General features: G+C 40.8%; 25 protein-coding genes and 1 pseudogene. 19 read left to right on the top strand and 7 right to left on the bottom strand.

Annotated features, from left to right (window positions below):
• Positions 1-271 precede the first annotated feature (271 nt).
• The 13 genes and pseudogenes from AACW45_RS27515 to AACW45_RS27455 all read left to right on the top strand — a co-directional run bounded on the left by AACW45_RS27515 (position 272) and on the right by AACW45_RS27455 (position 11,370).
• The gene (locus AACW45_RS27515) at positions 272-1,072 is read left to right on the top strand and encodes an SDR family oxidoreductase (protein WP_190636258.1); all 801 of its coding nucleotides are present in this window, start codon (positions 272-274) and stop codon (positions 1,070-1,072) included.
• Between the two features lie 116 nt (positions 1,073-1,188).
• Positions 1,189-1,989 (top strand): annotated as a pseudogene (locus tag AACW45_RS27510) (NtaA/DmoA family FMN-dependent monooxygenase); the annotation flags it as partial.
• A gap of 40 nt (positions 1,990-2,029) precedes the next feature.
• Positions 2,030-3,241, top strand: a complete 1,212-nt coding sequence (locus tag AACW45_RS27505) for an RNA-guided endonuclease InsQ/TnpB family protein (protein ID WP_190636256.1) — start codon at positions 2,030-2,032, stop codon at positions 3,239-3,241.
• Between the two features lie 131 nt (positions 3,242-3,372).
• Positions 3,373-4,335 (top strand): DMT family transporter, encoded by a 963-nt coding sequence (locus AACW45_RS27500; RefSeq protein ID WP_190636254.1) that lies wholly within the window; start codon positions 3,373-3,375, stop codon positions 4,333-4,335.
• 102 nt (positions 4,336-4,437) lie between these two features.
• Positions 4,438-5,088 (top strand): HAD family hydrolase, encoded by a 651-nt coding sequence (locus AACW45_RS27495; protein WP_190636253.1) that lies wholly within the window; start codon positions 4,438-4,440, stop codon positions 5,086-5,088.
• A 9-nt stretch (positions 5,089-5,097) separates the two neighbouring features.
• Positions 5,098-5,874, top strand: coding sequence for a sulfite exporter TauE/SafE family protein (locus AACW45_RS27490; RefSeq protein ID WP_096646069.1), 777 nt, complete (start codon positions 5,098-5,100; stop codon positions 5,872-5,874).
• A gap of 126 nt (positions 5,875-6,000) precedes the next feature.
• Positions 6,001-6,387, top strand: a complete 387-nt coding sequence (gene hpxZ, locus AACW45_RS27485; RefSeq protein ID WP_190636251.1) for an oxalurate catabolism protein HpxZ — start codon at positions 6,001-6,003, stop codon at positions 6,385-6,387.
• Between the two features lie 43 nt (positions 6,388-6,430).
• Entirely contained in the window at positions 6,431-6,991 is a 561-nt protein-coding gene (locus AACW45_RS27480; RefSeq protein WP_190636250.1) for an NUDIX hydrolase, read from the top strand.
• A gap of 51 nt (positions 6,992-7,042) precedes the next feature.
• On the top strand, positions 7,043-7,810 hold the full coding sequence (locus AACW45_RS27475) for a methyltransferase domain-containing protein (protein WP_190636248.1): 768 nt from the start codon (positions 7,043-7,045) through the stop codon (positions 7,808-7,810).
• 107 nt (positions 7,811-7,917) lie between these two features.
• Complete coding sequence (locus tag AACW45_RS27470) at positions 7,918-8,733, top strand: class I SAM-dependent methyltransferase (RefSeq protein WP_190636245.1); 816 nt, start codon at positions 7,918-7,920, stop codon at positions 8,731-8,733.
• Positions 8,734-8,836: 103 nt separating this feature from the next.
• On the top strand, positions 8,837-9,535 hold the full coding sequence (locus AACW45_RS27465) for a DJ-1/PfpI family protein (RefSeq protein ID WP_190636243.1): 699 nt from the start codon (positions 8,837-8,839) through the stop codon (positions 9,533-9,535).
• Between the two features lie 286 nt (positions 9,536-9,821).
• A complete protein-coding gene (locus AACW45_RS27460; protein ID WP_190636241.1) occupies positions 9,822-10,625 on the top strand; it encodes a sulfite exporter TauE/SafE family protein in 804 nt (267 codons plus the stop codon).
• Positions 10,626-10,863: 238 nt separating this feature from the next.
• Positions 10,864-11,370: a GNAT family N-acetyltransferase gene (locus tag AACW45_RS27455; protein ID WP_190636239.1), complete on the top strand. Its 507-nt coding sequence runs from the start codon at positions 10,864-10,866 to the stop codon at positions 11,368-11,370.
• 11 nt (positions 11,371-11,381) lie between these two features.
• On the opposite strand, the gene AACW45_RS27450 is transcribed toward AACW45_RS27455, so the two are convergent.
• The 5 genes from AACW45_RS27450 to AACW45_RS27430 all read right to left on the bottom strand — a co-directional run bounded on the left by AACW45_RS27450 (position 11,382) and on the right by AACW45_RS27430 (position 16,712).
• A complete protein-coding gene (locus AACW45_RS27450; RefSeq protein WP_190636237.1) occupies positions 11,382-12,347 on the bottom strand; it encodes a HEAT repeat domain-containing protein in 966 nt (321 codons plus the stop codon).
• A 95-nt stretch (positions 12,348-12,442) separates the two neighbouring features.
• Positions 12,443-12,670 carry a 4Fe-4S dicluster domain-containing protein gene (locus tag AACW45_RS27445; protein ID WP_190636235.1) on the bottom strand — a complete coding sequence of 76 codons (228 nt, stop codon included), beginning with the start codon at positions 12,668-12,670 and terminating at the stop codon, positions 12,443-12,445.
• 94 nt (positions 12,671-12,764) lie between these two features.
• Positions 12,765-13,547 (bottom strand): class I SAM-dependent methyltransferase, encoded by a 783-nt coding sequence (locus tag AACW45_RS27440; protein ID WP_190636233.1) that lies wholly within the window; start codon positions 13,545-13,547, stop codon positions 12,765-12,767.
• Between the two features lie 190 nt (positions 13,548-13,737).
• A complete protein-coding gene (locus AACW45_RS27435) occupies positions 13,738-15,447 on the bottom strand; it encodes a fumarate reductase/succinate dehydrogenase flavoprotein subunit (protein ID WP_190636231.1) in 1,710 nt (569 codons plus the stop codon).
• Positions 15,448-15,617: 170 nt separating this feature from the next.
• Complete coding sequence (locus tag AACW45_RS27430) at positions 15,618-16,712, bottom strand: sulfonate ABC transporter substrate-binding protein (RefSeq protein ID WP_190636229.1); 1,095 nt, start codon at positions 16,710-16,712, stop codon at positions 15,618-15,620.
• Between the two features lie 246 nt (positions 16,713-16,958).
• On the opposite strand from AACW45_RS27430, the gene AACW45_RS27425 reads away from it, so the two are divergent.
• A complete protein-coding gene (locus tag AACW45_RS27425; protein WP_190636227.1) occupies positions 16,959-17,654 on the top strand; it encodes a class I SAM-dependent methyltransferase in 696 nt (231 codons plus the stop codon).
• A gap of 76 nt (positions 17,655-17,730) precedes the next feature.
• Here the strand turns inward: AACW45_RS27425 and AACW45_RS27420 are convergent, their stop codons facing one another.
• The gene (locus tag AACW45_RS27420; RefSeq protein ID WP_190636225.1) at positions 17,731-18,414 is read right to left on the bottom strand and encodes a glutathione S-transferase family protein; all 684 of its coding nucleotides are present in this window, start codon (positions 18,412-18,414) and stop codon (positions 17,731-17,733) included.
• A gap of 443 nt (positions 18,415-18,857) precedes the next feature.
• Here AACW45_RS27420 and AACW45_RS27415 point away from each other — a divergent pair, with 443 nt between their 5' ends.
• From AACW45_RS27415 to AACW45_RS27400, 4 genes are all read left to right on the top strand, one after another.
• Positions 18,858-20,336 carry an amidohydrolase family protein gene (locus tag AACW45_RS27415; RefSeq protein WP_190636223.1) on the top strand — a complete coding sequence of 493 codons (1,479 nt, stop codon included), beginning with the start codon at positions 18,858-18,860 and terminating at the stop codon, positions 20,334-20,336.
• 186 nt (positions 20,337-20,522) lie between these two features.
• Positions 20,523-21,611 (top strand): aliphatic sulfonate ABC transporter substrate-binding protein, encoded by a 1,089-nt coding sequence (locus tag AACW45_RS27410; RefSeq protein WP_190636221.1) that lies wholly within the window; start codon positions 20,523-20,525, stop codon positions 21,609-21,611.
• Positions 21,612-21,833: 222 nt separating this feature from the next.
• Positions 21,834-22,745, top strand: coding sequence for a TauD/TfdA dioxygenase family protein (locus AACW45_RS27405; RefSeq protein WP_190636219.1), 912 nt, complete (start codon positions 21,834-21,836; stop codon positions 22,743-22,745).
• A 60-nt stretch (positions 22,746-22,805) separates the two neighbouring features.
• Positions 22,806-23,405, top strand: coding sequence for a thioredoxin family protein (locus AACW45_RS27400; RefSeq protein ID WP_190636218.1), 600 nt, complete (start codon positions 22,806-22,808; stop codon positions 23,403-23,405).
• A gap of 240 nt (positions 23,406-23,645) precedes the next feature.
• Here AACW45_RS27400 and nrtS read toward each other — a convergent pair whose 3' ends face one another.
• Positions 23,646-23,876 (bottom strand): nitrate/nitrite transporter NrtS, encoded by a 231-nt coding sequence (gene nrtS, locus AACW45_RS27395; RefSeq protein ID WP_190636216.1) that lies wholly within the window; start codon positions 23,874-23,876, stop codon positions 23,646-23,648.
• A 545-nt stretch (positions 23,877-24,421) separates the two neighbouring features.
• On the opposite strand from nrtS, the gene AACW45_RS27390 reads away from it, so the two are divergent.
• Positions 24,422-25,474, top strand: a complete 1,053-nt coding sequence (locus tag AACW45_RS27390; protein ID WP_190636214.1) for an aliphatic sulfonate ABC transporter substrate-binding protein — start codon at positions 24,422-24,424, stop codon at positions 25,472-25,474.
• Positions 25,475-25,686 lie beyond the last annotated feature (212 nt).

The raw sequence follows: 25,686 nt of genomic DNA, 5'->3' as shown, positions 1-25,686 counted from the left end.
ATTTAATATACATCTGATATGTATGGCAATTATTACAAAACACAAAAAATCTATCGACTTTACGTATATTATTAAATATCATTAACCAAGTCACAAAAATATCGAAGGTAAGAAAGACTAAGTAAGTCGGCAATAATAAACCAAACTATGTCACGCAATATAAACATTGTCGAAACTCTTACCAATGACAAATGACAAATGACATTAATTGTGCCGACCTACTTAATTTATCCGTAAATATTCAAAACACAAATATCTAGGAATTCATCTCATGAGCTTAGATCTACAACTATCAGGTAAAACAGCAATTGTCACAGGCGGTAGTGCGGGTATTGGTTTAGCGATCGCCAAGTCACTCTATAGTGAAGGTGTGAATGTAGTCATTGCCGCTCGTAACCCAGAACGGCTAGAGAATGCAGTTAGTGCTATCCAATCCCTACCCACAACAGGGGCGAAAGTCATTTCTATCAGTGCCGATTTAACTCAAGCCGAGAGTGTGGAGCGAGTAGTTTCCACTACATTACAGCAGTTTGGTCAAATTGATATTTTAGTCAATAATGCTGGATCAGCCCGTGCTGGGTCGTTCCTCGACTTGAGCGATGATGTATTTCTAGATGCTTGGAACTTAAAATTATTAGGCTATATTCGCCTAGTTAAAGCCGTTGTTCCCCATCAAAAGAGTCGAGGGGATGGACGAATTGTCAATATCATCGGTGGTGCAGGTAGGACACCCCGCCCTAGCTTCCTTCCAGGTGGGACAACCAACGCCGCCTTGCTCAACTTTACAAGAGGAATTTCTAAAGAATTAGCCGAGTACAACATTCGGATTAATGCCATTTCCCCTGGTGCGACTGCTACCGAAAGAGCCGAACGTTTAGCAGAACAAAACGCCCAAGCGCGAGGGATTACAGTTGAACAAGCAAAAGCAGAAACCCTACAAGGAATTCCTCTCAAAAGAATTGCCCAACCAGAAGAAATTGCCGCATTAACCCTATTTTTAGTCTCCGATCTCGCTGCTTCAATTACAGGCGCAGAGATTCTTGTTGATGGGGGAAGTACGCCGGGAGTGTAGGGTATTGGGCATTGGGCATTGGGCAAAAGTCGAATAGAATTCTTAATTTTGAATTGTTTGTCCTCCTTCTCTTCCTTCTCTTAGCTAATATCTCAAACGCATTTCCAGAGATCATAATGACCACAAAGAAGAAACAATTAAGACTGGGTGCATTCTTACCAGACGCAGGCCATCACGTTGCAGCTTGGCGACATCCCCAAGCCCAAGCAGACGGAGGGCTGAATATTCAGCATTACACCCAGCTAGCACAGACAGCCGAACGGGGTAAATTTGATATGGTATTCCTCGCAGATGGTTTAGCCGTCTGGGATCGAGGACAGGGTAGAGAAGCTTTTAGCCGTTCGGGACAATTTAGCGTCCATTTTGAACCGCTCACTTTATTGTCAGCTTTGTCTGTGGTGACAAAGCAAATCGGGTTAGTAGCAACTGCATCAACTACCTATGAAGAACCTTTTCACCTCGCCCGTAAGTTTGCATCGCTAGATTATCTCAGTGGTGGGCGTGCTGGCTGGAATGTCGTCACCTCTTCTGCCGAAGCCGCAGCCAAGAACTTTAACCAGGAAGAACATTTAGAACATGCACTGCGCTACGAGAGAGCCACAGAATTTTTAGAAGTTGTCACCAAGCTTTGGGATAGTTGGGAAGACGATGCTTTGATTCGCGACAAAGAATCAGGCCTGTATTTCCATCCTGATAAATTGCACATCCCCAACCATAAAGGTAAACATTTCTCAGTGCGCGGCCCGTTGAATGTCGCCCGCCCCATCCAAGGATATCCGGTGATTGTGCAAGCTGGTTCTTCGGAAGCTGGGCAAGAACTGGCTGCACGCACAGCAGAAGTGATATTTACCAAAGACCTGGGTCTAAAGCCCCGTCCACTTCGGCAGAGCTTCAGTGCGCCGCTTAGAGGACGGCTTTAATTATGCTAGAATATTTGCGTAGGAGTTTTCCACACAAATGATTGTTTTAGAATTCAAAGCCAAGGGGAAAACAACTCAATACACTGCTATTGATGAGGCGATTAGAACCGCTCAATTTGTCCGCAACAAAGCTATCCGTTTTTGGATGGATAACCGCGGTGTAGGACAAAAAGACTTATATCGTCTGAGCAAGTCATTGAGAGGTGAATTCTCATTTGTAAAAGCCTTGAATTCTAGTGCTTGCCAAGCCTCTATTGAACGAGCTTATAGTTCTATTGCTCGTTTCTACGACAACTGTAAAAAGTCTGTTGCGGGTAAAAAGGCATATCCAAAGTTTAAAAAAAATTCTCGCTCAGTGGAGTATAAAACATCTGGATGGGCGCTTTCTGAAACCGGGAAACAAATAACCTTCACCGACAAAAAAGGTATTGGTAAGCTCAAACTTAAAGGAACGTGGGATTTAAACTTCTACCAATTAGAGCAGATAAAACGAGTTAGGTTAGTCCGTCGTGCTGATGGGTACTATGTTCAATTTTTGGTGAGTGCAGATAACAAGGTAGAAACTCAACCAACTGGTAAAACAATTGGTTTAGATGTTGGGCTAAAAGAGTTCTACACCGACAGCAATGGACATAGTGAACCTAACCCAAGGTTTTATCGCACAGGGGAAAAACGCCTAAAATTTAGGCAAAGGCGTGTTCAAAGTAAAACAAAAGGCTCATCCAATCGCAAAAAAGCTATTAATAGATTAGGGCGAGTACACCTCAAAATAAGTAGGCAACGTGAAGAACATGCCAAGAGAGTGGCGCGTTGCGTAATCCAATCTCACGATTTGGTCGCCTATGAAGATTTGAGGATTAAAAATTTAGTTAAAAATCACTGTCTCGCCAAATCGATTAATGATGCTGGTTGGTATCAATTCAGGAAATGGTTAGAGTATTTTGGGGTGAAGTTTGGCAGGGTAACTGTTGCGGTTAATCCTGCCTATACGTCGCTTGAATGCTCTAACTGTGGTGCAGTTGTCAAAAAATCTCTATCAACAAGAACCCATGTTTGTGAATGTGGCTTTGTACTGGATAGAGATTGGAATGCTGCTATCAATATTCTGAAATTAGCCTTGAGTACCGTAGGGCATACGGGAACTTGGGTCATAGATCCGAACGCTTCAGGAGATTCGACCTCTACTCATGCAGGAGTAATCCTGTCTGAGCAAGTTGGGTCAAAGATTGAAGAATCTTCGCCCTTATAGGGCGGAGAGTGTCAACCCGTCCGGTAAATCAGTTTGCCACAAATGCTACTGCTCCCGAATTGGTGGGTCTTTTGACTTAATCTCTTGGGTTATGGTAAAGCACTAAAGTAGCTGCTAAGGAAACTTTTACCTTGTTAGGCATTCTGACAGTTCTTCTGTCCTCGTTCTTTTTGGCATTTCACAACGTTACCGTCCGAGTTTTATTCTCAGAACATCTTGTACTGAGTTTGTTTTTACTCGGTGGTTACGTTAAACCAGATTTGCAGAATTCATTTTTACTGATGTTTATGCGAATGCTATTAGTAGTTCCACTGATGGCATCTGTATCATTCAAGCTATATCCATCTGCACCTAAAGAATTCATCAGCTTATTTAGACGCGATCGCCGAGATGTGATGCTCCAAGCTTTTGGTTGTGGAGTACTCATGTTTGTCTATATTACCTCGTTGTATATAGGGATTGGCTTGATCCCCACGGGAATTGCCCTCACCCTCTTTTTTACCTATCCCGTGTTTACAGCACTACTCTCTTGGAGGTTTTTTGGCGATCGCCCTACATCCTTTAGTTGGCTAATCATGGGTATTATTCTCATAGGCAGCGTTCTCACAGTTCCCCAATCTTCTGCTGTGAGTGGCGGTAATACCATTGCGATCGGCATTGGTGCGAGCATTATTGCGGGAATTTTTAACGCTTGCTATAACGTTCTTGCCCAAAAATGTTTAGAAAAACTTCATCCAGTACCTTTTACCTGGATTAGTTTTGCCTCAACGCTGCTGCTTTCTGGTGTCAGCTTACTGTTCTTTGCACCTCCCAGTCACCAACTAGACTGGACACCGATGTGGATTGGCAGTATTTTCTCCGGTTTAATCAGCTTTTTGGGACACAGTCTCAACAATGTAGGGATTCACAAGATTGGTGCAACTACCGCCTCGATTATTGGCGCTAGTAGCCCAGCCATGACAGCCCTGATTGCATGGGCAACAATTAGCGAAACTTTAAATGTAATTCAATGTGTAGGTATTGGTGTTGTCACCTTGGGGATCGCTTTGTTGAGCCGAGAAAAATTTCTGCGTAAGCGTAGTACGTCGAGTTAAGGGATGAGGGGGATGAAGGGGACAAGGGAGACAAGGGGGACAAGGGAGACAAGGAAGATAATGCGAGAATAGCAACTATCAATGCCCAATGCCCCATGCCCCATGCCCAACATTTTATTTGATTTAGATGGAACTTTGACAGATGCCAAGCCTGGTATCACTCGTAGTATTCAGTATGCTCTTTCGGAACTGGGTTATACATCACCCGATGTTGATGAGTTGAGTTGGTATATCGGCCCGCCAATCACAGAGACTTTTTCACTGTTATTAAAAACTACAGATGAGAAGTTACTGACACAGGCTATTTCACTTTACCGCGATCGCTTTTCCACGATTGGATTATTTGAAAATCTGCTTTATCCCCAAATTCCCGAAACCCTCAAAACCTTGCGTGCTTACGGTTACAAAACCTTTATTGCTACTTCTAAGCCTTACATTTATACCATCCGCATTATTGAACATTTTGGCTTATCGCCTTTGTTTGATGGGATTTACGGTAGCGAACTGGATGGAACCCGCAGTGTTAAAGGCGACTTAATTGGGCATATATTACTGAAGGAAAATTTAGCACCCTCTACCGTTGTCATGATAGGCGATCGCAAACACGACATGATCGGAGCCAAGAAAAATCAAGTTGCAACCATCGGCGTTACCTATGGCTACGGAAGCGAGGAAGAATTGACAACTCACGGTGCTGATTGGATTGCTCATTCTCCAGAAGATATTCCCAAATTGATAATTCCTAATTTGTGACTCAAAATCATGCCACCATCTTTAACTATTATCCATAGCTTACTTTTATTCAGCACCGCTTTCATTGCAGGTGGGTTGAATGCTGTTGCAGGTGGTGGAAGTTTTATTACGTTTCCCGCGCTGATTTTTACAGGAGTACCGCCAATTATTGCGAATGCTACAAATAATACCGCGATTTGGGTGGCTGCTCTGGCTAGTGCTGGAGCCTACCGTAAAGATTTGGGGATTAAACGGCAGGTTTTTTTGCTGTTATGTGGCATAAGTTTATTCGGTGGAATTATTGGCTCTTTAGCTTTACTCTATACCTCGGCAGATGTGTTTAAGAAGCTCATCCCCTATCTACTACTATCAGCAACCCTAGTATTTACCTTTGGCGACACTCTCAGAGGATGGTTGCAGCTTCAGAGCCAGAAGTCAACACCGGAATCTGTACCTATATTTAACCTTGCCTTGGCACAATTAGCGATCGCTATCTATGGCGGTTTTTTCGGCGCAGGTTTAGGAATTTTAATGTTGGCTACTCTATCGTTTTTGGGTATCAAAAATATTCATACAATTAACGCTTTTAAAGCATTTTTAGGCAGTTGTATTAATGGAATTGCCATTATCCCCTTTATTTTTGCAGGTGTAATTGCTTGGGAACAAGCGATTTTAATGGCTGTGGGTGGTTCTTTAGGCGGATATCTCAGCGCTCATTATGCACGTAGACTTAAACCCCAATTAATTCGTAAATTTGTCATCTTTGTTGCCTTCAGTATGACTATCTACTTTTTTATTCACGGCTAGCAGTGATGTATGGCGACAGACATCAAAAAATCTATGATTCGTGTTTTTTATGCTATAAATTTTCGCCAGTTCTACATAGGTCATTTTGTGACAAAATAATTCAGAGTTCGTAAATTATTAACAACAATGACTACAGTAAATGACCCTGCTGTTGTAGCTGAAGTAACTGATTTATACCTTAAATACGAAGAAGCTTTGGCTAATAACAATTTAGAGGTGATGGATAGTTTATTTTGGGATGCACCTGAAGTAGTACGTTTTGGTGTAACAGAAAATCTCTACGGTAGTGAAGAGATTCGCAATTTTCGCGCCTCTCGACTGAACCCAAAAATTGAGCGCGAAATTTCTCATCTTAAAGTTGTGACTTTTGGCAAGGATACAGCAACTGTAACTTTAGAATTTCGCCGCATTATCAATAATGTAGAACGTTTTGGGAGACAAAGCCAAACTTGGCATAGATTTCCGCAAGGATGGAAGATAGTTTCTGCTCATGTTTCATTGTTACCAGTATGATTAACATTACCGAATTCGTACCGAAGCAAAAAGAGGTTTAAATGTGGATTCCTTAAATTGGAAAATATTAAAGTCCAGATATCTATTAAAAGATAAATGGCTTACACTCCGTGCTGACAGTTGTCAAACGCCAGATGGACAAATAGTCGAGCCTTTTTATGTTTTTGAATATTCAACATGGGTGAATGTTGTCGCGTTAACCAAAAATCAGGAAGTTGTGTTAGTTGAACAATATCGCCACGGTATTCAACAAACAGTTTTAGAATTACCTGGTGGTTGTATGGAACCAGAAGATATTTCACCACTTGAAGCAGCAAAACGTGAATTATTAGAGGAATCAGGATATTCAAGCGACAATTTTCTTGAGACAGGAATAATCTCACCGAATCCAGCAACTCATAATAACTTGATCCATTGTTTTTTAGCAATAAATGTAGAGCTTGTAGCCGATTTAAAGTTAGATCCAACCGAAATCATCAATGTAAAACTCTTGCCATTAGATAATTTGATTCAAAACATCGATAACGGTATACTGCTGCAATCATTTCATATCAGTTCATTATTTTTTGCTTTAAAGAAACTAGGTAAACTGCACTTTATTTAATAAATATAGAACTCAAATTTATTACACATACATCAAAAATAGGGTATTAAAATGCCAGATAAATGGAACCCAGAGCAATATGAACGATTTCAAGCAGAAAGAAGTCGTCCCTTTTACGACTTAGTAGATTTGGTAAATACCCACGAAAATTTACGAGTTTTAGATTTAGGATGTGGAACAGGAAAGTTAACCAAGTATCTACATGAAAAATTAGCAGCTAAAGAAACTTTGGGAATCGATGCTTCTGAAAAAATGTTATCTGTAGCGAGTCAATTTGCAGGTAATGGATTGCGGTTTGAGCAAGGAAGAATTGAAGATAACCCAGGAGACGGTAAATTTGATGTTATATTTTCTAACGCTGCTTTACAGTGGTTAACAGAACACGAAACATTATTTGCTAAATTACGAGATAAATTGCAACCAGGCGGACAATTAGCAATACAAATTCCGGCAATGGATGATGAGCCAGTGCATCAGTTAGCTGTAGAGACAGCACAAGAATTTAGTCAAGAATTAAATGGATATGTGCGACGCCTAGAAGTACTTTCTCCAGTAGCTTATGCTAAACTACTTTATAAGTTAGGTTTTGTTCAACAACAAGTAAAGTTACAAATTTACGGGCATTTGTTACCATCGCGAGAAGCTGTAGTGGAATGGTATCGGGGAACGTTACTCACTGCCTATGAAACGCAGTTAGATACCCAAACTTATGAGCGATTTGTAGCCAGATATCAACAAAAATTATTTAGTATTTTACCAGACGAACGTCCATTTTTCTTTCCCTACAAGCGCATTTTAATTTGGGGACTTAATCCATGATGACATTACCTATTTTCCTCTAACACTCATCAGTCATCTGTATTTAGCAACGACAAATGACAACTGTACAGACAAGGGTTATCGCGTCTCTAGCAAAGGACAAATATATGACTACGACTGTCTCATTTGATCGAGTTTCTAATATTTACGATGCTACCAGAGGACTTCCCCCAGGAATCTCTGAAAAAGTCACAGACTTTATCCTCAATTTAGTTTCGCCAACAGCAGATACTAAGTTTTATGAAACAGGAATTGGTACGGGAAGAATTGCTGTACCAATTGCGAAAAGAGGATATTCTTACACTGGTATAGATGTCTCAGAAAAAATGTTAGCGGAACTACACCAAAAACTAGAGGGTGTATCTCATCAACTAACAGCAATTAAAGGAGATGCTACAGCTTTACCTTTTGACAGTGATTCTTTTGATGTAGCTTTGGTTGTTCATGTTTTTCATCTAATTGCTGCTTGGAAACAAGCGCTAGCAGAAATTCGTCGCGTGCTGAAACCTGGTGGTATTTTGCTTTATACTCATGGTCAGACTAACTCTGCTAGTCCTGCTTTAGAAGTGAATGCATTGAGAGGAGAATTTACGGAGCGTTGGAAATCTATTTTAGAAGGTTATGGTCATCCTTTTCCGCGTTACGGTGCGACTGAAGAAGAAGTTTTAGCTGAGTTAGAACAACAAGGTGCAACTTTAGTCACCGAAATTGCTGCTCAATGGCGAGTTGAGGATACTGTAGGTAAATTAATAGAAAACCAAGAAAATAAAATTCAAAGTGCAGCTTGGAGTATCCCAGATGATATCTTTCCTCTTGCTATTCAGGATTTGCGAAACTGGGCTTTAGAACGCTATGGTTCTTTTGATTATATTTTGCCTGAAGAACGTCAATTTAAGATTGTTATAGTCCGCGATTGGGCTTAAATTAAATCAGTGATTTTTGCAGGGTGGGTAATGCCCACCTGTGATGATTAAAAATTCAGATATTAGCTCTGATATTTTATCTATTTTAAAGCTTAAATAAGTCATGAGTGCTATTGAAACAAATCCTCCTATCTCAATAGGAATCGTATTGTTCCCTAATGTGACGCAGTTAGATTTTACAGGGCCATACGAAGTTTTTGCCAAATTACCCAATACAAGTTTATATCTGCTAGCGGAAACTCTAGAACCCATCAAGAGCGATCGCGGTTTGAAGTTTTTACCTGACACTACTTTTGCTCAATCCCCACCCTTGGATGTGTTGTTTGTCCCCGGAGGGCCAGGTATTGATGCCAAACTAGAAGATAAGAATTTTCTCGATTTCCTGAAAACTCAAGCACAAACAGCCCGCTACATAACATCTGTTTGCACTGGTTCTCTGCTGCTAGGTGCGGCTGGGTTACTCCAAGGCTATCGCGCCACTACTCACTGGCTATCCCTCGATTTATTGGGGTTGTTTGGGGTTGAGGTAGTACAACAGCGAGTTGTCATCGATCGCGATCGCATTACAGGCGGTGGTGTCACCTCAGGAATTGACTTTGCATTAGTGATAGCCAGAGAATTATTCGGGGATGTAATAGCCCAATCAATTCAACTAGGAATAGAATACAATCCCCAGCCTCCTTTTAACAGTGGTTCTCCCCACACTGCCCCGGAGGTTGTGATCAACAGCGTCAAAGCTGCTAGCCAAAATCGTCAAGATACACGTCGAAAAATCATTCAAAAGATAGTTGCCCAATTGTAAAATCTCTAATCTTAACTTAGTCAATTATTTCGGCAATTAAATTTAGAAAAAATATGTGTTTTAAAACACTTTATTATCAACTTATTTAAAAAATTAGATCCCCGACTTCTTTGAGAAGTCAGGGATCTAGACACCGATTTTACCAACTTAATTGTTACCAACATTATCTAAATTTTCCTAAAAATATTGGTATAAAATATTACTAATTTTAAGAATTAATAAGTAAGAAAATAATTAATAAATCAACCCCTAAAATACTAAATATTAGTCTTTTGAAAATTAAATTATGGATATTTTGCAGATAATTCTGCTGGCTGGAATATTTTTTTCAGCCAGCATTGTTAGCGTGATTGCTGGTAGCACATCGCTGATTACTGTGCCTGTAATGCTGGAATTTGGCATAGAACCCCGAACTGCGATCGCTACCAATATGTTTGCACTGACTTTAATGAGTATTGGGGGCACATTACCTTTTATCGGCAAAAAAGTAATTAACCCTAAACGCTTACCATTACTAACGTTATTAACTATAATAGGGTCATTTTTAGGAGCATTATTGGTACTGATTTTGCCCTCTCAATCCATGCCCTTGCTAATTTCTATTTCTATGATAGTAGTAGCTATATTATCAGTGATTAATCGTCATGCTGGAGTCACACCATCTCAAGTAATACCTCCACGGATTGCAGAAATTGCAGGCTATATAGTGACATTTATTCTTGGTATTTATGGAGGGTTTTTTAGTGGTGGTTATGTAACACTACTCACAGCAGCGTATGTCATGCTATTTGGGATGACATTTGTAGAAGCGATCGCAACTACTAAATTTATCAATATATTTTCTTCCTTAATCGCCACTATAATTTTTTTACAGCAAGGAATAGTTAATTACGACTTAGGAGTAATTCTTGGCACTACAATGTTTATAGGTGGCATAATTGGCGGACGTTTAACTCTCAAATTAAGCAATGTCTGGTTACAACGTATTTATTTAATAGTAGTTGGTATCCTTGCATTTGTCACATTACGAAAATCACAAACATCAAATCAGCCAGCGAGTACAATTGATTTATTAACGCCTTCAGCTTAAAAATGTAGGGGAGCCAGTTGCGTGGGCGGGTTTCCCACGCCAGTCCGCACAACGGGGAGCCACTGCGGTCTTGGGGTTTCCCCAAGTGGAGCAAGTGGCGTGGGAACCCCCGCAAGCGGCTGGCTCGACTTGAGCAAACTGGCGTTGTGTTGTCGCGCAGCGCAACGCACCACCAACAATTCAAGGTGCGTTACGGTATAACACACCCTACCTCGATTTAATTACGAATTCTTAATTTATGCCTATAGCTAAACCGCAGATAATTAACATTGCTAATTTACCAGATACAATCATCACAATTCGTTTAATTACACGCGATGAACTTTCACAACTTTTGAGTTTATATCAACATTTGAATCCAGTTGATGCGCCTTTACCATCTGATAACATTTTGCAATCTCTGTGGGATGAAATTCTAAACAATTCACGTCTTTTTTATATTGTAGCTGACATTTCTGGTAAGTTAGTATCAACATGTAATTTGACGATTATTCCCAACCTAACACGCGGCGCAAGTCCATACGGAATTATTGAAAATGTTGTGACTCATACCGATTATCGAAAACAGGGATTGGGTACACAAGTGATACGTTATGCTTTAAATATTGCCTGGCAGTATAACTGTTATAAAGTTATGCTTTTAACTAGTTCAAAACGCGAAGAAACTTTACACTTTTATGAACAAGTAGGATTCAAACGCGGCGTAAAAACTGGATTTATTGCCTTCCCATCAGCAGAATCATAAAACTTTTTTATTCATGATGTTTTCGTTAGTTCTGCAATTTTCTGAATTGCCTTTTGTGCGTAAATACTAACCTCCCGATCAGGATCATCTAGCGCTTGTTTAAGGGCATTTAAGGCTTCATTTTTACCCAAATTACCAAGAGCGATCGCGGCTTCTTTTCTCACATCTGAATATTCATCTGTTAAGGCTGCAATAAGTGCGGGTAAAGACTGAATATCGGGGATTTTCTGTAATACTTGAATGGCAAATTTTCTCACCTGCCAATGTTCATCTTTAAGCGCAATTAATACAGTAGGAATAATCTTAGCATCAGCATGAAGGGCTAGAGATTTGGCAGCATTGCGGCGTACTTGCCAATCGGTATCATTATTTAAGGCATTACTCAGCAAATCTACTATCTCTGCATCTGCCAAATGCCCTAATGTGAGCGCCGTTGCACGACGCACATTTTCATCGCGATCGCCTATTAAAGATAAGGCTGGCGGGCATATCTGCACTTGATTGAGATAGCTTAGAGTTGTAACAGCCGCTTCCCGCAGTTGGGGATGTTCCGACTCAAAGAAGGATAGCACTGCTGGGAGTGATTGAGCATCATGTATCTTTCGCAACAAAATTAACACATTTAGTTGCAGGTTGATATCCGGTTGCTGTAATGCATCTAACAACAGCAGCAAATCTTCAGATGATATCAACTCACCCAAAGCTGACAGCGCCTCGCTGCGAATTTCTGCATCTGCTGAAGCTAGATAAGGTAATAAGGCGGGAACAGCGACAGGATTAGCAATTTCCCATAAAGCCGTAATAGCGATTTTCTGCACTGTGGTGCTTTCGTCTTGTAAGGCGACAATTAGCGCATCAATCGCCGCCTCATCGCCCAAGTGTTGCAGAGTTTTTACCGCAACTAAGCGATCGCTTACTTCAGGCGATCGCAACATTTCCAACCATTCACTTAATTCAGAATCTATATTGGTTGACATTGCAGAAATAATAATTAATTGAGTGAATTATTAATCATCCTGTAGGGTAGGCATTACTCTTAACAATTAGACATTCTATCTAACTGTTTTCTGATTTACCTTAACAAGAAAGGAATTTGCACCTTAATGGCATTTGTGGGACATTCCCTTTCACAAGGAAGACAAAACCAGCATTCGTCATATTTCATATACGCTTTACCAGTTTCGGGATTTTTAGCTAATACATCAAGCGGACAAACCTCAATACAAACCCGACATTTTTCTAAACATTTAGACTCGTCCACAATCACGGGAACATCTACTCTTTGATTAACTAAAGCCATCTAACACCTCTATAATTCTTAGTATCTTTGTCTTGTCAGCAATGCCCACCCTACAGAACGATTAATATTTCACAAAAGATTTAGTATGATATTTTTAGTTAACAATAGTTGCTTTAAAAAAACGATAACCAGCATCAATTTCTTTTACCTGGCGAATATCTCCATACTTTGCATCCCATTTACCACTACTTAAATCTGCTGCGAGAGATTTAATACCAGATGCAATTAAATCAGGATTACCTAAAGCAAAAGAAGATATTCCAGCGCGAACTTCTGGTTGAAGATATAGCTCAGGTCGTCTCCAAGCAGCAGCAGCAAATAAATCAGATAAATCGTAGGGTAAAATCAAAGGAATGACTTCAATTGTTCTTTGAGTATTCTTCTTAATTAAACTGGTAATTTCATGTAGTGGCAAAAATTTTAATGCATCTTTCCACATCCAAGGAAAATAATCATACAACCATATTCTTTGAGCAAATCTAATATCAAAACTTAGCAATATAATTGGCCCATCCTGAATAATCCGGTGCATTTCTTGAAAGGCTTTCTCTAAATCCGAAAAATGATGAATTGTCAAAATACTGATTACTCCATCAACAGATTTATCAACTAAAGGTAAAGCTTCTGCATAGCCATTAAACCATTGTACTTGTGGATGTTCTGATGCTTGTTGGCGCATTACCGATGATGGTTCAACCGCATAAACAGAAAATCCTCGATTAGCTAGCGCTTGTGAATAACCACCAGTTCCCGCACCAATATCAGCAATCAGACTACCTGGTGGTAAATTGAGTAAGTCAATTATCTTCTGTACAATGCGATAGTCAGGGATGCGAGTTGTTGTATATTGTTTGCCAATGGAATCATAAATAGGCATTTACACACCTCATTTTTCGAGATTAATTAACTTAGGTAATTCCCAGCCTCAGCGACGAGATTTATTCAGTATTCATCGATATTTGTCACTATATAATTAGCACTTATCCGCTCTTTTTACACAGCAAACATTTAAACCTCTGCGAGACTCTGCGTAAACCTCAGCGCCCCTTTGCGTTTAAAAATCACATTTACTTAACAGCCACATCATAAACTTCTCTACCCAAATCCACATCAACAACATAAGGCTCAACATCCCGCTTAAATAAAACCATTTCCCCCCTTGTATCCTTCCTTAAATTTACATGACAAAACCATTCCTGATTATTCTTTTCAGGAAAATCTAAATGATAATGATAAAGCCCCCAGCGACTTTCTCGACGATATAAAGATGCTCTTGCAGCCATTTCTGCACAATCTCTAATAAAATGCACCTCCATACAGCGCATCAATTCATGGGGATCTCGCGCTCCCATTTGCGCCAAAGTATCATCATACCGTACAAAATTCTTCAGCCCAATTTCCATTTTGTAATTAGATTTTGGCGGTTGTAAATAATCATTAACTAATCGCCGTAACTTATATTCAACTTGAGTATGGGGAATACCATTAGGATTATTTAACGGTGCATAAATTCTCGCTTTCTCTGCATCTAAAAATTCCCCCTCCGGTTCCAAATGATCCAAATCTTTAATGTACTCAATTGCATGAGTTCCTGCTAACCTGCCAAATACAAATGCCCCAATCATATAATTATGAGGCACACTTGCCATATCTCCGGCTGCATACAATCCCGGTACAGTAGTTTCTGCTTTTTCATTCACCCAAACACCAGAAGCACTATGTCCGCTACATAACCCAATTTCTGAGATATTCATCTCAATTCCATGAGTGCGATAATCCTCACCTCTACCTTCATGAAATCTTCCCCGACTTGGTCTTTCATTTGACCATAAAATAGACTCAATTTCGGAAATTGTATCTTCATCCAAATGAGTCATTTTCAATTGAATCGGCCCTTTACCAGAGTTCAATTCTTTCCAAATTTCTAACATCATTTGCCCGCTCCAATAATCACAATTAATGAAGCGGTGTCCTTCAGCGTTAGCAGTATATGCACCAAATGGCCCGGCAACATAAGCGCAAGCCGGGCCGTTATAATCTTTAATTAAGGGATTAATTTGGAAGCATTCGATATTAGTTAATTCTGCGCCTGCGTGGTAAGCCATTGAGTAACCATCACCCGCATTCGTAGGGTTTTCATAAGTACCGTAGAGATAGCCTGATGCAGGTAATCCTAACCTGCCGCAAGCACCTGTGCAGAGAATTACAGCCTTGGCTTGGATAACTACAAAATCCCCAGCACGCACATCAAAGCCAACCGCACCGATCGCTCTTCCTTCTCTTACCAAAACCCTCGTTGCCATGACTCGGTTGGTAACATTAACCTTATGGCGTTTTACCTGTCGGGTAAGAATGGTTTTTAAATCTTTACCTTCCGGCATAGGCAATACATATTTGCCTACCCGATGCACTTGTTTAACATCGTAATTGCCTTGGGGGTCTTTTTGGAACTTCACGCCCCAACTTTCGAGTTCTTGAATAGTTTCAAAGCCTAACTTTGCAGTTTGATAGACAGCTTTTTGATGCAGAATTCCATCATTAGCAATAGTTACTTCCCGTACATACTGTTCTGGCGTTGAGAATCCAGGGATAACGGCTGTATTTACGCCATCCATTCCCATTGCGATCGCACCACTGCGGCGAATATTAGCCTTCTCCAAAATCAGCACATCTGCCGCCGGATTAGCCTGTTTCGCCTTAATTCCCGCCATCGTCCCCGCCGTACCACCGCCTATCACTAGTACATCGGTTTTGAGAAATTGGGTAGTTATTTCCATATCATCACCTGAGTTAAATATTGGGAAGGGAAGGGAGACAAGGGAGACAAAAAGCAGAGGAAGCAGAGGAAGCAAGGGTGCAGAGGAGGAAAATTATAGAAATACTCTCCCTCTGCTCCTCTGCATCTCTTCCCCCTCTGCCCAATGCCCAATGCCCCATGCCCAATTCCCTAATTACGCCAAACTATGTCCTTCACGTTAATTTCCTTGGGTATCAGTTTGATTTTATAGAATGCATCCGCAATTTCTTGCTGTTTAGCAATTACTTCGTCGGTAAGTGGAAGCACACCATAATCACGCCGCTTTTCTGCTACCTCTAAAACCTCTGCATCAATACCCAATGCAGGTGAGAGGAATTTCGCTACTTCACTAGGATTATTCTTTGCCCAATCGCTAGTCTTTTTCACTTCATCTAGAACTGTTTTCAAAATATCAGCGTGGTTATCGACAAAAGACTTAGCCGCTAGATAATAACCGCGATTTGGTGCTAATCCTGTGGCGTCGGTGAGGGTACGTGCGCCTGTGGCTTTCTCTGCTAAAGCTAAATAAGGGTCCCAAATTGCCCAAGCATCAACGTTTTTGCCTTCAAAAGCCGCCCGCCCATCGGCAGGTTGGAGGGTAACGGGTTGGATATCGCTATATTGCAATCCGGCTTTTTCTAGGGCTTTGACTACTAGGTAGTTCGTGTTGGAACCTTTGGCGAAAGCTACTTTTTTACCTTTGAGATCCGCCACTGTTTTAATCGGTGAATCTTTGTGAACGAGGATGGCTTCAGCTTTGGTACTCCAAGGATCGTAAGCTACATAAACTAACGGTGTACCTGCGGCTTGGGCAAATATTGGCGGTGCTTCTCCTGTGTAGCCAAAGTCTATACTACCAGCGTTGATCGCCTCTAACATTGGTGGCCCGGAGGGAAATTCACTCCAGGTAACAGAAGCACCAGTAGCCGCTAAAGCTTTTTCTAAATCGCCTTTGGTTTTTAACGCACTTAAAATTGTGCCTGCTTTCTGGAAACCAATCCGCACCGTATTACTACTGACAGATGGACTGGGACTAGATGCTGGCGTTGCCTGTTCTGTGGGTGTTGTTGTTGGTGTTGTGGTTGCTTGCTGGCTTGTGTTTGAAGAACAAGCTGAAACAAATAAAACTAAGCCAAGCCCAACTGCAAACAGTAGCGAGAAAATCCTGATTCTGCGCTGCTTCAACTTTTGGAGAAATCCCAGAAAAATATTTAATATACGAGATGTAACGAGCCTGGACAACATAAATACTCTGTTTCTCATGGTAAACACTTAGGCAACAACCAAAATCTACAGTAAATGGATTAATTAACCGTAGATTTAAGCGATCAAAACGCCATACAACAGTTTGTCTCTCAGACATAGCTGAGAAACCTTGGTAAATATTGCTTACTTGTGCAAGCAATGGAATTATTTCAGCATCATACTACGGTAGATTTACCAAAATACAGTAATTAGCAGTAAAATTTATGAGGAGATGTAAAGCTGGCAATGACCAAGCAAATTTTAGAGCAACAAATTGCCTACTATAGTGCTAGAGCCAATGAATATGATGAATGGTTCTATCGTCTTGGGCGTTACGATCGCGGTGAGGAAATCAACCAGCGTTGGTTTCAGGAGATTGATATTGTCCAACAGGCTTTACAACAAATTGGACAATTTGAGCAAATTTTAGAACTAGCCTGCGGAACGGGAATTTGGACGCAAGAACTATTAAAAATTGGCAATAAAATTACTGCAATTGATGCTTCAGAAGAAGTAATTGCGATTAATCGTAGTAAGTTAAATACACAGAATGTAGAATATCAGCAAATAGATTTATTTACATGGGAACCTAATACTGAATATGATTTAGTATTTTTCTCTTTTTGGTTATCTCATGTGCCACCAGAATTACTGGAATCATTTTTAGTAAAAGTATATAAATCTGTGCGTGCCGGCGGACAAGTATTTATTGTTGATTCGCGCTTTGAACCGACATCTACAGCTAATAACCATATTCTTAAGGATGACGGTAAGATTTACAAAAGCCGTAAGTTAAATGATGGACAAGAATTTCAAATTGTAAAAGTTTTTTATCAGCCAGAGGAACTGCACAAGCATCTGACAGAAGTCGGTTTTATAGCTGATGTCAAAATTACAGAGCATTATTTTATCTATGCTCATGCTACGAAGCTTGAGAATTAACTCATTCAAAATTATTCGATCAAAATAAGTCTTTGTAGCTCAAAATATTTTGCCACAAAGACTCATTTTTATTACCCTATTTTTTAGCCGCACCAACTGCGGTAGGTTCGCCAAGCACTTTGCTAAATCTTTCTATATAGAAGCTGACAGGATTTTCTACGGCTTTAATTGATTCGCGATCGCGTAATGTGTTCCACCATTGTTGGATACGTGGTGTTTCTGCTGGAAGGCTAAATTTGCGGAAGTGTTCGAGAAGGGGTAAGCGTTCAAACCAAGGATAGAAGCTGATATCAACTAAACTTACTTTGTCTCCTAACCAGTAAGGCCCGTTTCCAGATAGCTTACCTAATCCTTCTTGCTCTATATATAAGAGGGATTCGATAAACTCTCTATGTCCTTGTTCTTGTTCAGCGCTATCTTTACCGCGCAGCAATTTGTTAAACGCCGGGACAAAGCGAGTATTAGCGTAGTCAATCCAAATCCGCGCGATCGCTTTTTCTCCCGGTTCCTTGGGTAATAAAGCTGGTTCGGGAAAGACTTCTTCTAAATATTCATTAATAACGGCAGATTCATAAATCTCTACATCTCCATGGGCGATCGCCGGAACTTTTCCATAGCGGGAAATCTGCGTGTAACCTTCTGGCTTATTCTGTAAGTCAATTTCAACTGGGGTAAACTCAATTCCTTTTTCTAGCAACACCACGCGGGTTCTTTGGGAGAAAGTCGAGGCTTTGGCAAAGTAAAGCTTTAGGTTACTCATAAATTGCTTTCCTTGTGTTGTTGATGATTTGGTATGGGAGATGATGAATTTTTTAGTCGCTTTGGCTGGTATTTACACTAGCCAAATCTAAAGTCCGGTTACTCGCTCGTCTTACCGTATAATATTAAAGATGATTTTGTCAACACTTGAAAGAGACTTGTATAGCTAATGAAACAGGAGTTTTTTATAAACTTAGGTTATCTAAATTTTAGATATTAATAATTTTAGAACTACGTATACTTTATTTACCGAAGGCTTGTATTCTCGGTAAGGTTATGCAATACTGCTTACACAATCTCCGGTAAGTTGGTAGATGAACAGTATTTAAAGATGACGGCTAAACGAACCACCTTGAGACTTTACCTATCTCAAAATCCTTTGAGTCATTCTTTCAAACTTCATCCGCCAACATTCAACGAATGACGTAATTGTGGAGAAAAATCATGACAATTGCCCTAGAACGTCCTACCAAGAAAACTCGTTCAGCACAGATTCGGGAGCAACTAGGATATTCCATCATCGATACCGATGTGCATACCCAGGAATTTGAACCTGCTTTTCTCGATTATTTAGAGCAGGTAGGCGGTTCTAAAATTGTTGATAGCTTTAGAGAACATTTACCTGGTGCTGGGCGTTTTCGTTGGTTCCAAAAGTCTTGGGAAGAACGCCATAACTATCGGACTGCACGCCCACCCTTTTGGGGTCGTCCTACAAAAGACACCTTAAGTTTAGCAACAATTACCCTGCCAAAGTTACTACACGAACGCTTGCAAGAAGCGGGTACTGACTTTGCTGTGTTGTATCCCAACTTAGCAACCCTCGCACCGCAAATTAAAAATGAAGAAATGCGGCGAGCAGTTTGCCGAGCAGCAAACCTGTATCATGCAGATATCTTCCGTCCTTATAGCGATCGCCTCACTCCCATCGCAACAATTCCTTTGCACACACCAGAAGAAGGAATTGAGGAATTAGAATATGCAATTAAAGTATTAGGGCTGAAAACAATTCAAATTCCCGGTTACGTCACTCGCACAATCCCGGCTTTTGAAAAATATTCGGAAGAAGTGCAAAGGGAAGCAACCTGGATAGATACCTTTGCCTTAGATAGCGCTTACGATTACGATCCCTTCTGGGCGAAGTGTGTCGAGTTGAAAGTTGTACCTACCACTCACGCCTCTGGTATGGGTTGGACTTCGCGACGCTCAATTTCCAATTATCAATACAACCACATTGGACACTTTGCTTCTGCTGGCGAAGCCTTCTGCAAAGCCCTATTTTTTGGTGGTGTTACCCGCCGTTTCCCCACATTAAAATTTGCCTTCCTCGAAGGTGGTTCAGCTTGGGGTGCTAGTTTATATACAGATATTATCTGGCACTGGGAAACCCGCAACCCAGAGATTTTACAAAATAACAATCCCAACAATGTAGATCGGGAAGCCTTAGCAGAACTTTTCCATCGTTATGGCGGCCCAGAATTCCAAGGTCGTGCGGATCAATTTGGTAGCGGTTTAGGCTTCCACGGTCAATATCTATCGCCTCAAGATCCAGGCGAATTAGATGAATTTGCAGCTGCGGGAATTACCAAAGCCGAAGATGTGCGCGATCGCTTTTTGAATCACTTCTACTTTGGTACAGAATCCGACGATTTGCGGGTTGCTTACGCCTTCAATCAAAAAGCTAACCCATTTGGCGATCGCGTTAAAGCCTTCCTTGGTTCCGATTCCGGTCACTGGGATGTGCCCGATATTACCGCAGTTACCGCCAACGCTTACAGCTTCGTCGAACGCGGTATTCTCAGCGAAGAAGACCTGCGTTACTTCCTGTCTACCCATCCTTTAGAGTTGTACACCAGCCTCAACCGCGACTTTTTCAAAGGTACAGCCATTGAAAAAGAAGCAGAAGAATATTTAGCTGGGAAATAGGGTATGGGGCATAGGGCATGGGGCATGGGGCATAGGGCATGGGGCATTGGGCATTTGTCCCCCTTGTCTCCCTTGTCCTCCTTGTCTCACTTGTCCCCCTTGTCCTCCTTGTCCTCCTTATCCCCCTTGTCCCCCTTGTCCTCCTTGTCTACTTCCTAGCCCCTAGTCTCTAGCCCCTAGCCCCTTATGACCGCCACAGTTAAACCTGCATATATTAGTATTTTTCGTCGATTAACACTGCTTGTCGTCCCTGGATTGTTAACTTTAACAACTTCGTTGACGTTAGTTAGTTGTACACAACAAAACCAAAAAGCAGACAACCAATCTCCGACTAATAATGTAGCGGATGTTAATACCTCAAAAATCAAAACCAAAGTACTCCGGATGGGGTATCAGCAAGCTGGTGATTTGGTGAGGGTAACCAAGGTATTAGAAAAACGCTTGGAACCTTTGGGAGTCAAGGTAGAATGGGCACAATTTGCCCAAGGCCCTCAGCTAATGGAAGCGATGAATGTCGGCAAAATAGATTTGGGTTCTGTGGGTGAAACACCCCCGATTTTTGCTCAAGCAGCCGGCGCTCAAATTGCTTATGTTGTAGGACGGCGACGGACAGCAAATTCTGGTAAAGGAAGTGCGATCGCAGTTCCTCCAGATTCTCCCATTAAGAGTATCAAAGATATTAAAGGACAAAAAGTTGTCTTTCAAAAAGCCTCTGCATCTCACTATTTTATCCTCAGAGCATTGGAAGAAGCAGGTTTACAATATAGTGATATTCAAGTTTTAAGTATACCCAACGTAGAAGCTGCGAGTGCATTTCTTGAAGGTAAAATTCCTGTTTGGGTAACAGGCGATCCTCATTTAGCGCGAGCTGAAAAGTTGGGTAAAGCGCGGGTAATTAAAACTAGTGAAGGACTGGATTCTCCAGGTGGATACTATATCGGTTCTAAGCAATTTGCCACAGAAAATCCTGAACTGCTGCGGATTGTGATTGAGGAGATTGATAAAATCGACCGATGGGCAGAAGCAAATCCCAAAGAGACTGCCAAGTTAATATTACCATTCCAAAAACTCCCTCCAGATGTGATGGATTTGGTAATTAGTCGCCGGAGTTTTGGATTAAGAGCCATTTCGCCAGATTTAATTAGCGAACAACAACGAGTTGCAGATTACTTCCATAAAAATGGTTTAATTCCTAAACCAATCAATATCAAAGAAGCGACGCTCACAGATGAGCAGTATGCAGCAATTACTCCCCCGACAATTAGCCAAAAATAGCATCACTGAATTTTAGGCATCAAGTAAAAATAAGTAGTGCGAGCATCTTGCTCGCGCGGGCAAGACTTCGGCGTGAGCGCTCAGTCGAACGCTGCCCGCACTACAAATATTAAATTGTTCAACTTATTTTTACACGACTCCTTAGATTTTGGATTTTAGATTTTGGATGAGATTCTCCAATCTAAAATCTGCAAAATTCACACAACTTGGAAGTAGATAAATATGGGTTCTCAACACTTTGATATCCAACCAGTTGCAGGACGTATCGGTGCGGAAATTGTTGGCGTCGATCTCAGTCGTAATCTCAGCGACGATATTATCAGTGATATCCGTAAGACTTTAGTTAAATACAAGGTGATTTTCTTCCGCAACCAGCAACTTGATGCTAATGGCCAAGTCGCTTTTGCACGACGCTTCGGAGAGGTGACAACAGCTCACCCCACTGTACCCTCACTCCCCGGACATCCAGAAGTACTTGACCTGAATTATGGCAAAACTGCTACCCGCGCTAACACCTGGCATACTGATGTAACTTTTGTAGATCGCCCTCCCCTTGGTTCTGTATTGCGTGCCCTAGTTATCCCTCCGGCTGGCGGTGACACGATTTGGGCAAACTCTGTGACTGCATATCAAGATTTACCAGAATATCTGCGTACTCTTGCGGATGATTTATGGGCAGTACATAGCAACGCTTATGATTATGCTGTCGCTGCGGTGGATCTGCCCGAAGATGTGAAAGCTTACCGTGATGTATTCACCTCAACTGTATATGAAACTCTCCATCCAGTAGTACGAGTACATCCAGAATCTGGTGAAAAGGGTTTATTTATTGGTGGTTTTGTGCGTCAGGTTCGCGGGTTATCGACAACGGAATCAGACGATATTATCCGACTGTTGCAAGCATATATAACTCGTCCAGAGAATACAGTACGCTGGCGTTGGCAAGTTGGTGATGTAGCATTTTGGGATAACCGTTCTACCCAACATTATGCGATCGCAGATTACGGTAATCAACCTCGTCACGTTCAACGAGTCACCATCGCAGGCGATTTACCCATCGGCGTCAACGGTAAACAAAGCAAAGCTCTCAAAGGTAATTCTTCCCAATACATCCCCAGCTTGGCTGCTGTTTAAAAATTGTACAGACGCGATTCATCGCGTCTCTAACAAATGACAAATGACAAGGAATAATTTATGGTATTAACGCCTTCAACAATGTTACCTTTAGGTACTTTAGCACCGGATTTTCATTTACCAGATGTTGTTACTGGTAAAATCGTTTCACTTGCTGATTTTGCTGATAAAAAAGCGCTGCTAGTCATATTTCTCAGCCGCCACTGTCCATTTGTGCAGCATATCAAATGGGAGTTGGCGAAAATAGGTAAAGATTATAGCGATCGCAATTTGGGAATTGTGGCGATTAGCTCTAACGATATCACTAGCCATCCCGATGATGCGCCAGAATTACTCAAAGCCTTTGCCCAAGAAATAGATTTATCCTATCCTCTGCTGTACGACGAATCACAGCAATCTGCGAAAAATTTCTTTGCTGCTTGCACTCCTGACTTTTTCCTGTTTGATGCAACACGTAAGCTGGCTTATCGCGGACAGTTGGATGATAGCCGTCCTAAAAACGATAAACCCGTGACTGGTGCGGATTTGCGTAAAGCCATTGAAGACGTATTGCGCGATCGCGTCATTACTTGGGAACAGAAGCCAAGTATCGGTTGCAACATCAAATGGAAACAGGGAAATGAACCTGCTTATTACAAAGTAGCAGCAGTTGCAGTATAGAAATTTGCATATTTGAATATACTCTCTAGAAACAAGGTGAATGAGGTGCGATCGCGCACCTTTTTTATTTCCTTCTAACTTGAAAATGGGCATGGGGCATTGGGCATTGGGCAAATAGAATTCTTAATTTTGAATTTTGAATTTTGAATTGTTTTTCCCCCTTGTCCTTTCATACATGGCGATGAAAATTGTTTCATCAAAACTGCCCTTTGCCTGATCACTGAGCTTGTCGAAGTGCGGTCAGCGTTTTCTAGCACGACTGATATACTGACCGTGAATATTCACCATATAGGGAACTATATATGTTAGCGCTGCGGAAATCCAGCGTTCTCTACTCATTTGACCTTTGAGCGTCGCCGATCCGTGATTGAGTACAAACAAGATAGAACCTACAACTACAGCAGTCTTAAATGCTGTAGGCATCAACTCTTTATCTATAAGACTCAAACAATATTCCCTGACAGCTTTCATCTGCTAATCATCAACTTCGTAAAAATTACGATAATACTTTTTATTAAAAAACGTTAATTACAGCGTATTTCAGATAAATGAGGTACGCGCTTCGGGGCATGGCAGTGCCAGTGCCCCTACAATAGACGATAATCTGTACCTCACCAACTTGCAATCTGCTGTATATCATTTCCTGATTTTTCATGACAAATAATCAAATTTTCTCTCAAACGAGATGTTAATTTACACTTACTGGTAATTCTAATTTATATTTTTTGCAGACAAAAAAGCTTTTATTAAAAATAATACATAAATTTTTCTATTTTTTACTAATAAAAAATATTGTCAGTATAAATGTTTGCGTTACTACTTGCATTTTATATAAAACTATGAAAAACTTTATTTTATAGTTAAATCCGGCTAATCAATCAAAATTACGTAGGTTAAATAAAAAATAATTTTTATCTAATATTAATATCGTAGCTAAAGGCACTTATTTAATAGCTATTAAGCTAATTAATTGGTGCAAAAAAATCTTGCAATTATCCCATAGCTCATTTACAGTCATGAAAATACCATTTCTTCCACAACGGCGCACTACATTAAAACGGATTGTGCAATATACATTAGTAGGATTTTTTGCTCTATCAGCACCTTTGACAGGCAGTACAATCCAAAGTAGTGAAGCACAAACAAAAGCTGGTGGATTTAAGTCAAAAGTAATCAACCTGGCTTATCAAACTTCAGGGGATATAGTCAAAGCAAGAAAATCCGTAGAGCCGCGTTTCCAAGCATTAGGTGTACAGGTAAATTGGGTGGGGCCATTTCCCGCAGGGCCACAACTAATAGAAGCCCTAAATGCAGGTAAAGTTGACATCGGTACTGTAGGAGAAACACCCCCTATATTTGCCCAAGCCGCAGGTATCACAGAAGTTGTTTATATTGCTGGACGCAGACCCAGTAAAGGACTAAATCAAGGCATTGTGGTAAGAGCAAATTCTCCCATTAAAAAGCTATCCGATATCAAAGGTAAAAAAGTTGCTTTTCAAAGAGGCTCGAATGCTCATTATTTACTAGCAAGAGCTTTAAAAGAAGTAGGTCTCAAAATTAGTGATGTTCAAGTTGTTGGATTAACACCATCAGAAGCCCGCGATGCCTTTATTCAAAATAAGGTTGAAGTATGGGTAGCTAGCGATCCCTTTTTAGCTCTTGTAGAGAAAAGCATCCCTATTCGTAATTTGAGAAATGCAGGCGGTATTAACACTTTAGGTGGATTTTATATTGCTAGACGGCAATTTGTTTCTGAAAATCAAGAATTGGTACGAGTGTTTTTAGAGGAAGCAGATAAGGTTGGAGAATGGGCTGATAAAAACCCTGCTGAAGCTGCTAAAGCGCTGTCTGGTGAAGTAAAACTTGACCCATCAATTTTAGAAGTAGTTGCACGCCGAACTGTTCGACGATTAAGACCATTGACACCTTCAATTATTGCTGAACAACAGCAGGTAGCTGATTTCTATTTCCAAGAAAAAATTATTCCTCGCAAGGTCAACATTCGTGATGCTATACCTCCAACAAGTACACTACAAGCCATCACACCTCAGAGGTTAGCTCAAAAATAAAAAACCCACCTACGGATCGGAGTTAAGGAGCGTGGTAGGGGCGGTTTTATTTAAATCTTTGTTCATAAATTAGGATATCGGTGAACCCGCCCCTACTAATAACTGACACGTGAAGCGCAATAAAGGCACAGGTAAGTTTCAGCTTATCCAGTGCTTTTTTTAAATTGAATTAATTTTTATGGAAAGCGGCGGAGAACTCCATTTAAAAGGGG

The sequence above is a fragment of the Calothrix sp. FACHB-168 genome (assembly GCF_963889195.1).
GTDB lineage: Bacteria > Cyanobacteriota > Cyanobacteriia > Cyanobacteriales > Nostocaceae > Aulosira > Aulosira anomala_A.
This window is presented reverse-complemented; position numbering and strand designations above follow the sequence as displayed.